Consider the following 12,023-nt stretch of genomic DNA (forward strand, 5'->3'; position numbering starts at 1 on the left):
CACTAAATCAGAGAAACCGACCGAGCTTTCGGTCCATGTAATTTAAAGAGAAGGAGACACGCCATGTCCGAAGAGAAAATCTATCCGGTAAGTGCTGAGACAGCCGCGCAAGCCCACATCGATGCAGCCAGATATCAGGAGCTGTATCAGCGCTCAGTAGAAGACCCGGATGGTTTCTGGGGCGACGCCGCTGAAGAGTTTCTCACCTGGTTCCGCAAGTGGGACAAAGTAAGCGAGTGGGATTTCAATGAAGCTGAGATCAAATGGTTTCAGGGCGGCAAGCTGAACGTCTCCTACAACTGCCTGGATCGCCACCTGGAAACCCGAGGCGACCAGACCGCCTTCATCTGGGAGAGCGACAATCCCGCCGAGGACAAAAAAATCACCTACCGCGAACTGCATACCGAGGTCTGCAAGTTCGCCAATGTGCTGAAAAGCCGCGGCGTCAAGAAGGGTGACCGGGTCTGTATCTACATGCCGATGGTCCTGGAAGCGGCGGTGGCCATGCTGGCGTGTACCCGTATCGGCGCGGTGCACTCCATCGTCTTCGGCGGTTTCTCGCCCGACGCCCTCTCCAGCCGCATCCTGGACTCCGACTGCCAGACCCTGATCACCGCCGACGAATCGGTGCGCGGCGGCAAGCACGTCCCGCTCAAGAGCAATGCCGATATCGCCCTGGAAGATTGCCCCAACGTGCACACCTGCGTGGTGGTCAAGCGTACCGGCGGCAACATTGCCTGGACCGAAGGCCGCGATATCTACTATCACGACGCCATGGCCGACGCCTCCGCCGAGTGCGAGCCGGAGCCGATGGATGCGGAAGATCCGCTGTTCATCCTCTACACCTCGGGCTCCACCGGACAACCCAAGGGCGTGCTGCACACCACCGGCGGCTACCTGCTGTTCGCCGCCATGACCCACAAATACACCTTCGATTACAAAGAGGGCGAGATCTACTGGTGTACCGCGGACGTCGGCTGGGTCACCGGCCACACCTATATCGTCTATGGCCCGCTGGCCAACGGCGCCATCAGCCTGATGTTCGAGGGCATCCCCACCTATCCGGATGCCGGCCGCTTCTGGGCGGTGTGCGAGAAACACAAGGTCAACACCTTCTACACCGCACCCACCGCCATCCGTGCCCTGATGCGGGTAGGCGAGGAACCGGTGAAAAAACACGACCTCTCCTCGCTGCGCCTGCTCGGCACCGTGGGCGAGCCGATCAATCCGGAGGCCTGGGAGTGGTACTACCGCGTGGTCGGCGGTGAGCGCTGCCCGATTGTCGACACCTGGTGGCAGACCGAGACCGGCGGCCATCTGATCACCCCGCTGCCCGGCGCCACCGACCTGAAACCCGGCTCCGCCTCCAAGCCGTTCTTCGGCGTGGTGCCCGCCATCGTGGACGCCACCACCGGCGAGACGCTGGAAGGCGAGTGCGAAGGCGCGCTGGTCCTGACCCGCCCCTGGCCCGGCATGATGCGTTCCGTTTACGGCGATCACCAGCGCTTCAAGGACACCTACTTCACCCAGTATCCCGGCAGCTATTTCACCGGTGACGGCGCGCGCCGCGACAAGGACGGCTATTACTGGATCACCGGGCGTATCGACGACGTGCTGAACGTCTCCGGCCACCGTCTCGGTACCGCCGAGATCGAGTCGGCCCTGGTGCTGCACGAGAAGGTGGCCGAGGCCGCGGTGGTGGGCTATCCCCACGAAATCACCGGCCAGGGCATTTATGCCTACGTCACACCCATGGCCGGCGTCGAACCGACCGATGAGTTGAAGGCCGAGCTGGTCAAGCTGGTGCGTGACGAGATCGGGCCGATCGCCAAGGTCAACCTGATCCAGTGGGCGCATGGCCTGCCCAAGACCCGCTCCGGCAAGATCATGCGCCGCATCCTGCGCAAGGTGGCCTGCAACGAGATCGACTCCCTGGGTGACACCTCCACCCTGGCAGATCCCGGCGTGGTGGATGACCTGATCGAGAATCGCGCCAACAAGTAACCGCGGCCTCTGTCAGCCAGCAAGGGCGGTCCCGGCCACGGGCCGCCCTTTTTTGTGGTTTTCTCACCACGACAGCCCCACCTGCAAACAGCCGTGAAACCGTAGGGGCAACCCCCCGCGGTTGCCCTTCTGTTCACCGTGCCATCGACCCGGGCAGGCACGGGAAATCAAGAGGGGTCGGAGTCAAATGGGCTCAAGACTGTTCGGTCAGGCCAACCTCTCTACCCCCATTTGACTCCGACCCCTGTGCCGCTCGCCTGTCAACCGTCATCGCATCGACCCTGCAAACAGGACTCACCACGGCAGCAGACACGCCCCCCGCCAACGCCTATACTTTTGACTATAAATTGCAGAGAGAGCGCCTTGGACGGCCGCGGCAAATGCCTAGAGGCCCGATAGTCAGGGCATCCGTATCAGGGGGAATCGGTTTGACGGATCGGCAGGACGAAGTAAAGATCAATATCTCCACCTACCAGTGGTCGATACGCTTCTTTTCCACCATCAGGCGTCTGTTGAGCGTCAATATCAAGATGCATCACGACCGCGGGCAGGTGGCCGAGGGCGAGATCTTCCTGTTCAACCATTTCGCCCGCTTCGAGACCTTTATCCCCCAGTACCTGATTTACCAGGAAACCGGAGTCTATTGCCGCTCCATCGCCGCCGCGGAGTTTTTCACCGGCGACGACACCCTGAGCAACTACCTGCGCAACGTCGGTGCCGTGCCCCACAATCATCCGCGCCTGATCCCCTACCTGGCCGAGGAGATCCTGCGCGGCCACAAGGTAGTCATTTTCCCCGAGGGGGGCATGGTCAAGGACCGACGGGTGCAGGATAAACGGGGCGGTTACAGCATCTATTCGCGCACTGCCCTGGAACGCAGAAAACACCACACCGGCGCCGCAGTGCTGTCGCTGGCAGTGGATATCCTCAAGCAGTCGATCCTGCACGCCTTCGAACAGGACAACCAGCCGCTGATCAATCACTGGATGGATCGGCTGGAACTGGCCACGCCGCAGGCGCTGTTGGCGGCCGCGGAGCGGCCCTCCACCATCGTTCCGGCCAATATCACCTTCTACCCGATGCGCGTCAGCGACAACCTCCTGCACAGCGTATTCGAACTGGTCAATCGCGGCATCAGCCGCCGCCTCTCGGAAGAGTTGTTGATCGAGGGCAATATCCTGTTGAAGAACACGGATATGGATATCCACCTGGGCGATATCCTCTACACCCGCAAGTACTGGAGTTGGTGGGTGCGACCGATCGTCAGGCAACTGGCACCACAGCTGAAATCACTGGACGAACTGTTGACCCGGCAGGCGCCGCCGGGCGATTTCAAGCGCCGCCTGTTCAGTAACCGGCTGCGCAGGAACGCTCTGCGCCTGCGCAACGACTACATGAAGGCGATCTACAGCCAGGTGACCATCAACCTGAGCCACCTCGCCGCGCTGATCATCTATCAGCTGCTGGAGAAGGGGCAGCAGGCAATCGACCGGGACCTGTTCCACCGCATGCTCTACCTGGCCGTCAAGGCGACACAGAAGCTGCCGCGCATCAACTTGCAGCGCAGTCTCCGCGATGCCGCCAGTTATGGTGAGCTGATGCTCGGTCGTTGCGCCGGGCTTGACCAGTTCTTTCGCACCGCGGCACAGCTGGAACTGATCGAGCACGAGGGCGACCACTACCTGTTCATGCCCAAGCTGTGCAAGGAGCATGAATTTGATGAGATCCGGCTGGAGAACATGGTCGAGGTCTACGCCAACGAGGCGCGTCCGGTCGTCGGCCTGAACGAGCTGATCGACGACATCATCAACCGGGCTGCTGCCACTACCCCGAAAGAGCTTGCCGCCCATCTGTTTGATGACGAACGGGTCGCCTATCGCTGGGACAAGGCCAGTTTCTCCAAGCCACGGCATCAGGAGCTGAACAGTAAGGAGACGGCCACCCGGAGTGCCGAGCCGTTCCTGATTCTGCCGGAACAACCCAACCGCCTGGGTATTGTGCTGGTGCACGGTTTTCTCGCCTCGCCGTCCGAGGTGAAACAGTTCGCCGATAAATTGGGGCACCTGGGATATGCGGTCATCGGCCCACGGCTGAAGGGACACGGCACTTCGCCCTGGGATCTGCGCGAGCGCGGCTGGAAGGAGTGGCTGGCATCGGTCCAGCGGGCCTGCCACATCATGCGACAGCACTGCGAGGATATCTGTCTGATCGGCTTCTCCACCGGGGGTGCCCTGTCACTGCTGCAGGCGGCCGAGCAGCCGGACGGGCTGGCCGGCGTGGTGGCCATCTCCGCGCCGATCAAGTTTCGCAACAAGAATATGATTTTCGTGCCCCTGGTGCATCACGCCAACCGGCTGGTGAGCTGGCTGCGCGCCTATGAGGGGATCATGCCGTTCCGCCCCAACGACACGGAACACCCCGACATCAATTACACCAGCATGCCGGTACACGCCCTGTTCGAGTTGCGTCTGATGGTCACTCAGCTGGTGAAACGTCTGCCGGACGTACACTGCCCGGCCCTGATCATTCAGGGTGACGAGGATCCGGTGGTGGTGCCGGAGAGTGCCAACCGGGTCTATGAAAAGATCAGCAGCAAGCTGAAACGCCTCGAGTTTGTGCACTCCCAGCGGCACGGCATCCTGAATGAGAATATCGATAATACCCAGGGGATCATCATTCAGTATCTGAAGGCCCTGGAAGAGAACCTGACCACCCCCATGCAACAGGCGGTACTGCCGGCGATTGAGCCGCCGCTGCCGATCTGATGTAATGAGCCACTTCCGGTTGGATCATTTACCTATAGGGGTCGGAGTCGAATGGTACTTACTTAAGTCAAGAACTTAAGTCAAGAATCACCGTCATCCCGGCGCAGGCCGGGATCCAGACTGCTTAATGGTGGCGGTATTCCTGGATTCCGGCCTGCGCCGGAATGACGAAAATCCTGCGATTCGCTTTAAGTTAAGTGCCATTTGACTCCGACCCCTGTCTTGAAATTAAAAAAATGGATTCCGCACATGCTTAAAATCGGTGTTTTTGTCGACGCGGAAAACGTCAAATTCAATGGCGGTTATCAGTTGCGTTATGACATTCTGCGACGCTTTGCGGCGCGCGATAACGGCACCCTGCTGCGCCTCAACACCTATCTCGCCTTCGACCAGGAGCGTGCCCGGGAGGATGGCGAATACGCGAAGAAATCCTACATCTACCAGCAGATGGTGCGGGATTACGGCTGGAAGATCATCGTCAAGCACGTCAAGCGCTATACCGACGAGGAAGGCAACATCACCACCAAGGCCAACGCCGACCTGGACCTGGCGGTGGACGCCATGTTGCAGGCGGAGAACCTGGACCTGATCCTGCTGGTCACCGGCGACGGCGACTTTCTCCAGGTGGTCACCGCGCTGCAGAATCGCGGCTGCCGGGTGGAACTGCTGGGTTTCAAGAACGTCTCCAAGCAGCTGCAGCGCCAGGCCGACGCCTTCTATCGCGGTTACCTGATCCCGGATCTGCTGCCGTTCTCCTACGAGCCGCGCAACGAGTGGGGCAAGCCCGGCTCCTGTGTGCGCGGGGTCTGTACCAAATGGTTCCAGGACAAGGGCTACGGCTTCCTGCGCTTTATCCGCGACATCTCGCCCAATCTCTGGATCACCGATCCGCGCGATCCCCACTCGCCCTACGAAAGCGTCTTCTGCCACATCAACGAACTGGCCGACGAGGTGACCCCGGATCTGCTGATGCACCGGGAGACCATTGTCGAGTTCTATCTCAAGGAGAGCGACGTGGATGAAGGCCTGATCGCCACCAATGTGCGGCTGGTCTACGCGCCCAGCTGATTCCGGCTACTCGTGCAGGGTGGTGCGATAGCGCCGCTGCTCCCCCGGCAGGCGCTCGATCACCCCGGAGCGCAGCCGGAACGCCCCCCGGCGCTGGTCCTCGAAGTAGTATTTGAGGGTCTCGGAGACCACCTGGAAGGCCAGCTCGTCCCAGGGGATCTCCCGCTCCTCGAACAGCCGCACCTCCAGGCTCTCGTGGCCCGGCGAGAAATCGAGATCCAGCAACGGCCCACGGAACAGCATGTAGACCTGCGAGATATGGGGCAGGCTGAACAGCGTATAGAGCTGTTCCACCGCCACCCGGGCGTTGGCCTCTTCCAGGGTCTCGCGCAATGCCCCCTGCTGGGTCGATTCACCATTCTCCAGGAATCCGGCCGGCAGGGTCCAGTAGCCCTTCCGCGGCTCGATGGCACGGCGGCAGAGCAGCACCCGGCCCTCCCACTCGGGAATGCAGCCGGTCACCACATTGGGGTTCTGGTAATGGATATATCCGCAACTGGAGCAGACGTGGCGCTCCCGGCTGTCGCCCTCCGGTACCTTGATTTCAATGTCGCTGCCGCACTGGCTGCAGTAATTCATGCTGTTGCCCGTCGTCTCAATGGAGTCATGCTTAAATAGTATAAATGAACCCTGACAATACAATGACCGGCCGCCCCTGACAAACGGGTGCCATGGCAGTGAAACCGGTGTAGTCTTGTAGCGCGGATCATCCGCCCAGGGCAGCGTCCTGGTAGCGGTTTTAACTGCATTTCACGTGATTAGGCGTGTATTCAAGGCGATATGAACGGCCTCTGAACTCAGCGGCGCCTGGCGGATAGCAGGCTATATTCTAACCTGTTTCTCAGTTCAACCGGATTGACCGATAGCAGATATGAAAATCATCATCATCCGACATGCCATCGCCGAAGACCGCGCCGTCTTCGCCGAACACAACACCGACGACAACCTCCGCCCACTGACCGACAAGGGCATCAAGCGCATGGAACAGTCGCGACAGGGACTGAAGCGGTTGGAACCGGAAGCGGACTATATCTTCAGCAGCACCCTGACGCGGGCGGTGCAGACCGCCGATCTGATTGCCGAATACTATCCCGAGGCGATCCGCAAGGCGATTCCCCAGCTCAATCCGGGCTCGGACCCGGCCAAGCTGACCAGCCTGCTCGCCGAACTGCCGACCCAGAGCACGATTCTCCTGATCGGCCACGAACCGGACCTGTCGGAACTCATCTCCTGGCATACCAACGGCTCCCATTTCAACTTCCTGCAGCTCAAGAAAGGTGCCGCCTGCCTGCTGCAGTTCAAGGGCGCACCCAAGCCGGCCTCGGCGGAGATGATCTGGCTGCTGCCGCCCCGGCAGCTGCGCAGCCTGGGGCAGGAACCGTGCCCCTGACCCCACCGTTCCTGCAAAACACCCACAATCCCGTAGCGGCAACCCCCCGTGGTTGCCCGGGCGGGCGCCGCCAAAACCACGGTTTCAATCGATCCGGCCCGGTGGTAGCATGCCGGTCCCGTTTGTCATAAAGCGCCTGAGCCATGCTGCGTTATATTGCCAACATCGCCAACCTCTCGGATACCGTCGCGGCGGTGGATCTCGGCTCCAACAGCTTTCACATGATCGTGGCCAAGGTGGACAACGGCAATTTCCAGGTAGTGGACCGGCTGCGCGAGATGGTGCGCCTCGGCGCCGGCCTGCAGGAGAACAAGGAACTCTCGCCGGAGACCGAGGCGTGCGCTCTGGACTGCCTGAAACGCTTCGGCCAACGCCTGAAATCCCTCCCCCACGGCAGCGTCCGCGCCGTCGGCACCAGCGCCCTGCGCCAGGTGCGCAACTCCACCCGTTTCCTGGCCGAGGCCGAGGCGGTGCTGGGACACCCGATCGAGATCATCGCCGGCCGCGAGGAGGCGCGCCTGGTCTACCTCGGTGTGGCCCACGGATTGGCGGCCGGCAACGAGCGCCGCCTGGTGATCGACATCGGCGGCGGCAGCACCGAGCTGATCGTCGGCGACGGCTTCCAGTCACGGCGCACCGAGAGCATCCACATGGGCTGTGTCAACATGACCCGCTGGCACTTCAGCGACGGCCACCTCAGCGCCGAGGCGATGCGCTCGGCGGAACTGAACGGCGCGCTGGAGATGCTGCCGGTCAAGCACGAGTACCGCAGCGCCGGTTGGGAGGTGGCAGTCGGCGCCTCCGGCACCATCCGCGCCATCCACAAGGTGGTGCAGGCGGCGGGTTGGACCGGCGAGCAGGAGGGCATCACCTACCAGGCGCTGAAGAAACTGCGCAACGCGCTGATCGACGCCGGCCATGTGGACAAGATCCAGCTGGAGGGACTCAGCAGCGAACGCCGGGCGGTATTCGCCGGCGGCGTGGCGGTGCTGCGCGCGGTGTTCAAGGCGCTGAACATCGAGCAGCTCAAGGTCTCCGACAAGGCGCTGCGCGAGGGCCTGCTGTACGAGATGCTGGGCCGCACCCAGTACGAGGACGTGCGCGAGAGCACCGTGCGCGCCCTGTGCCGCCGTTACGACGTGGACGTGGAGCACGCCAGCCAAGTGGAGGCCACCGCCCGTGCCCTGTTCGACCAGGCGGCCGACGCCTGGCAACTGCGCGAGGGCGAGTACATCGACATGCTCTGCTGGGCCACCCGCCTGCACGAGATCGGCCTGACGGTTTCCCACAGCCAGTTCCACAAGCATGGTGCCTACCTGATCGCCAACTCCGATATGCAGGGGTTCTCGCGCCAGGAGCAGCGGGTGCTCTCGGCCCTGATCCGCGGCCACCGGCGCAAATTCCCCTTCGACGTGTTCACCGAACTGCCCCAGGATATCTCCCTGGCCGCCCTGCGCCTCTGCATCCTGCTGCGCCTGTCGGTATTGCTGCACCGGGCGCGCTCCGCCGCCACCCAGGTGAAGGTGGCGATCGAGGTGGCCGAAAGCCGCCTGCAACTGACCTTCCCCGAGCACTGGCTCACCACCCACACCCTGCCCCATGCCGAACTGGAGCAGGAGGCCAGACAGCTGGCCGGTCGTGGCTTCGAGCTGCGGTTCAGCTGATTAGAAAAACACCCACAACCCCGTAGAGGCAACCCCCCGTGGTTGCCCCAATGTTCACCGTGCCAGCGACCCGGGCAGGCACAGGGGCCTGCCCCTACGCACCTTTCCAAAAACACCCACAACCCCGTAGGGGCAACCCCCCGTGGTTGCCCTGATGATCCCGGTCCCGCCACCAAAGAAAAATTTGAAATCCCATCGGCGAGAACGCACACTGGAACCGGTCACCGGTTAACGATAAAAACAGAGGACCTCTGGCGCGATGGAAATACTGCTGTTGCTACTGCTGCCGCTCATTGCCTGGGCCATCATCATCTACAACAAACTGGTGCGGGACAAGAACCGGGTACTGGCGGCCTGGAGCGATATCGACGTGCAGCTGAAACGGCGTCACGACCTGATCCCCAAACTGGTGGATGCGGTACAGGCCTACGCCCGCTACGAGCAGTCCACCCTGGACCACATCACCCACCTGCGCAGCGCCGCCTCGGCCACCGCCGCGCCGGCGGAACGGGGCCGGCTGGAGAGCGGCCTCAATGAACAGGTGCGTTCCCTGCTGCTGCTGGCCGAGGCCTACCCCGACCTGAAGGCCGGCGCGCAGTATCTGGACCTGCTGGAACAGCTCAGCGACGTGGAGAACCACATCCAGTACGCGCGCCGCTATTACAACGGCGCGGTGCGCAACCTGAACGTGCGCATCGACTCCTTTCCCGATCTGCTGATCGCCCACACCTTCCGCTTCCACCCCGCCGCCTTCTTCGAGCTGGAGAGTGCGGTGGAGGTCGATCCACCGGAGATACGTTAGTGCCGAACCCTTTCAGACCCGTCACCCTGCTGTTGTTGCTGCTCCTCTCCACCCCCGGTATCGCCCAGGAACGCATCCTCGACTACTTCAGCGACATCCAGGTGCAGCGCGACGGCAGCATGCTGGTGGAGGAGACCATCGAGGTACGGGCCGAAGGCAACAAGATCCGCCGCGGTATCTTTCGCGACTTTCCCACCGACTACAAAGACCGCCTCGGCAACCGCTACCGGGTCGGATTCGAACTGCTGGAGGTGCGCCGCGACGGCCGCAGCGAACCCTACCGCACCGAGGCCCAGGACAACGGCATCCGCATCTATGCCGGCAGCCAGAACGTCTACCTGAAACCGGGCGTTTATCGCTATACCCTGCGCTACCGCACCAGCCGTCAGCTCGGCTTCTTCGCCGAGCATGACGAGCTCTACTGGAACGTCACCGGCAACGGCTGGGACTTCCCCATCGAGCGCGCCGGCGCCCGGGTCACCCTGCCACCCGAGGTTCCCACCGGTGCGATCCGGGTCGAGGGTTACACCGGCGCCCAGGGCGCCCGGGGGCAACAGTACAGCGCCCGGGTGGACGAGGACGGCAAGGCGCTGTTCGAAACCACCGCCCCGCTGCCGGTCCACCACGGGCTGACCCTGGTCACCAGTTGGCCCAAGGGCCATGTCACGGAACCGGACCGGCAGCAGCGCATCAGCTGGTTCCTGACCGACAACCGGGGCTTTCTGATCGCCGGCGGCGGCCTGCTGCTACTGCTGGCCTACTTCACGGCCATCTGGTACCGGGTGGGCCGCGACCCGGAACTGGGCGTGATCATCCCACTCTACACCCCGCCCAAGGACTACTCCCCCGCCGCCATGCGCTTTATTCAGAAGATGGGCTACGACCACCAGACCTTCGGCGCGGCCGTGGTCAACATGGCGGTCAGCGGTTATCTCAAAATCAAGGAGGACAAGGCGGGCAAGTTCACCCTGGAGAAGACCGGCAAGTCGCCCACCCTGGCCCCCGGCGAGGGTGCCATCGCCAGCGCCCTGTTCGGTGGCCGCGACCACAAGATCAAGCTGCACCAAACCAATCACCGGAAAATCGCCAAGGCGCTGGAGGCGCACAAGGCGTCACTGAAGCGGGATTATGAAAAACGCTACTTCGTCCGCAACAGCGGCTTTATCGTACCGGGCCTGCTGATCACTCTGGCCCTGCTCGGGGTCGGCCTATGGCATGTCGGCTCGGAAGAGAAACTGATGCTGGGCGGCTTCATGATGGTCTGGCTCTCCATCTGGAGCATCGCCGTGTTCAAGATGGTGGTCGGCATCTATCGGGCCTGGCGCGATGCGCTCGGCAGCGGCGTCGGCAGCTACGCCAAGGCGATCGGCGTCACCCTGTTCGCCCTGCCTTTCCTGGCCGGCGAGGTGTTCGGCATCGGCATGCTCACCTTCGCCATCTCACTCCCCTTCACCCTGATGCTGCTGCTCGCTATCGCCATCAATGTGGCGTTCTACGAGTGGCTCAAGGCGCCGACCCTGGCCGGCCAGCAACTGCTGCAGAAGGTCAAGGGCTTCAAGCAGTATCTCGGGGTGGCCGAACAGGACGAACTGAACTACAAGCACCCGGTGGAGAAGACCCCGGCGCTGTTCGAGGCCTACCTTCCCTACGCCCTGGCACTGGGGGTCGAACAGCAGTGGGCGGAACGCTTCACCCAGGTGCTGGCCGGCGCCGGACAGGATGGCCACGCCTACCACCCCACCTGGTACAGCGGCCGGAGCTGGAACAGCCGCAACCTCAGCGGCTTCACCAGCGCCGTGGGCAGCGCCATGGGCTCGGCCATCTCCTCCTCTTCCAGCGCACCGGGTTCCTCCTCCGGCAGCGGCGGTGGCGGCTCCTCCGGTGGTGGTGGCGGTGGTGGTGGCGGCGGCGGCTGGTAGCCGTCTGCGCAGAAAGCACGCCTGTTCAATCGTAGGGGCAGGCCCCCGTGCCTGCCCGAGGCTGGAAACAGCCCGGTAGAAACTATGAAGCCCGGTAGGGTGGGCACGTTTTTTGTGCCCACGCCTATAAAACTGCAACCAGATCAAATATGGATCGTGGAAAATTGATCTGTCAACTTTTATCTGTTTTCTTAAAAGTGCCTCGGAATAATCGCTATGGAATTAGAGCTTCATCGGCAAAGAAGAAATCTTATTGGCCTTTCATTAGCACTTGTCGTTTTTGAGCTTGCGGGAGGTAAGATCAAAGAAATCTCGTTTATGGGTGGAGGTGTTTCTCTGGACGATCCAAAAGCTCTCGTTACTTTGAGCTATCTCGCGCTAGCGTATTTGCTTTGGCGTTACTGGCTTTAT

General features: G+C 62.0%; 9 protein-coding genes. 8 read left to right on the forward strand and 1 reads right to left on the reverse strand.

What is annotated here, in order from left to right:
* Positions 1 to 63: 63 nt before the first annotated feature.
* From acs to NPX02_RS16055, 3 genes are all read left to right on the forward strand, one after another.
* On the forward strand, positions 64 to 2,004 hold the full coding sequence (gene acs, locus NPX02_RS16045) for an acetate--CoA ligase (protein WP_260294793.1): 1,941 nt from the start codon (positions 64 to 66) through the stop codon (positions 2,002 to 2,004).
* Positions 2,005 to 2,432: 428 nt separating this feature from the next.
* Entirely contained in the window at positions 2,433 to 4,769 is a 2,337-nt protein-coding gene (locus tag NPX02_RS16050) for an alpha/beta fold hydrolase (RefSeq protein ID WP_260294794.1), read from the forward strand.
* Between the two features lie 249 nt (positions 4,770 to 5,018).
* On the forward strand, positions 5,019 to 5,837 hold the full coding sequence (locus tag NPX02_RS16055; RefSeq protein ID WP_260294795.1) for a LabA-like NYN domain-containing protein: 819 nt from the start codon (positions 5,019 to 5,021) through the stop codon (positions 5,835 to 5,837).
* Between the two features lie 6 nt (positions 5,838 to 5,843).
* Here NPX02_RS16055 and NPX02_RS16060 read toward each other — a convergent pair whose 3' ends face one another.
* Positions 5,844 to 6,416: an NUDIX hydrolase gene (locus tag NPX02_RS16060; protein ID WP_260294796.1), complete on the reverse strand. Its 573-nt coding sequence runs from the start codon at positions 6,414 to 6,416 to the stop codon at positions 5,844 to 5,846.
* Positions 6,417 to 6,708: 292 nt separating this feature from the next.
* On the opposite strand from NPX02_RS16060, the gene NPX02_RS16065 reads away from it, so the two are divergent.
* The 5 genes from NPX02_RS16065 to NPX02_RS16085 all read left to right on the forward strand — a co-directional run.
* Entirely contained in the window at positions 6,709 to 7,227 is a 519-nt protein-coding gene (locus tag NPX02_RS16065) for a SixA phosphatase family protein (protein ID WP_260294797.1), read from the forward strand.
* 143 nt (positions 7,228 to 7,370) lie between these two features.
* Positions 7,371 to 8,891 (forward strand): exopolyphosphatase, encoded by a 1,521-nt coding sequence (gene ppx / locus NPX02_RS16070; protein WP_260294798.1) that lies wholly within the window; start codon positions 7,371 to 7,373, stop codon positions 8,889 to 8,891.
* A 259-nt stretch (positions 8,892 to 9,150) separates the two neighbouring features.
* Complete coding sequence (locus NPX02_RS16075) at positions 9,151 to 9,693, forward strand: LemA family protein (protein ID WP_260294799.1); 543 nt, start codon at positions 9,151 to 9,153, stop codon at positions 9,691 to 9,693.
* Positions 9,693 to 11,612, forward strand: a complete 1,920-nt coding sequence (locus tag NPX02_RS16080) for a DUF2207 domain-containing protein (protein WP_260294800.1) — start codon at positions 9,693 to 9,695, stop codon at positions 11,610 to 11,612. Before NPX02_RS16075 ends, NPX02_RS16080 begins: the two co-directional genes overlap by 1 nt.
* 216 nt (positions 11,613 to 11,828) lie before the next feature.
* Positions 11,829 to 12,023, forward strand: a 195-nt coding sequence (locus NPX02_RS16085) for a hypothetical protein (protein WP_260294801.1), incomplete at its 3' end; no start/stop codon positions are given.

Origin of the sequence: Sedimenticola hydrogenitrophicus, assembly GCF_025175675.1 — a bacterium.
Taxonomy (GTDB): Bacteria; Pseudomonadota; Gammaproteobacteria; order Chromatiales; family Chromatiaceae; genus Sedimenticola; species Sedimenticola hydrogenitrophicus.

What these genes read in the sequence shown, in the direction of transcription:
- acs (WP_260294793.1), top strand. Translation starts at nt 64, where the DNA reads ATGTCCGAAGAGAAAATCTATCCGGTAAGTGCTGAGACAGCCGCGCAA.
- NPX02_RS16055 (WP_260294795.1), top strand. Translation starts at nt 5,019, where the DNA reads ATGCTTAAAATCGGTGTTTTTGTCGACGCGGAAAACGTCAAATTCAAT.
- NPX02_RS16060 (WP_260294796.1), bottom strand. Translation starts at nt 6,416, where the DNA reads ATGAATTACTGCAGCCAGTGCGGCAGCGACATTGAAATCAAGGTACCG.
- NPX02_RS16065 (WP_260294797.1), top strand. Translation starts at nt 6,709, where the DNA reads ATGAAAATCATCATCATCCGACATGCCATCGCCGAAGACCGCGCCGTC.
- ppx (WP_260294798.1), top strand. Translation starts at nt 7,371, where the DNA reads ATGCTGCGTTATATTGCCAACATCGCCAACCTCTCGGATACCGTCGCG.
- NPX02_RS16075 (WP_260294799.1), top strand. Translation starts at nt 9,151, where the DNA reads ATGGAAATACTGCTGTTGCTACTGCTGCCGCTCATTGCCTGGGCCATC.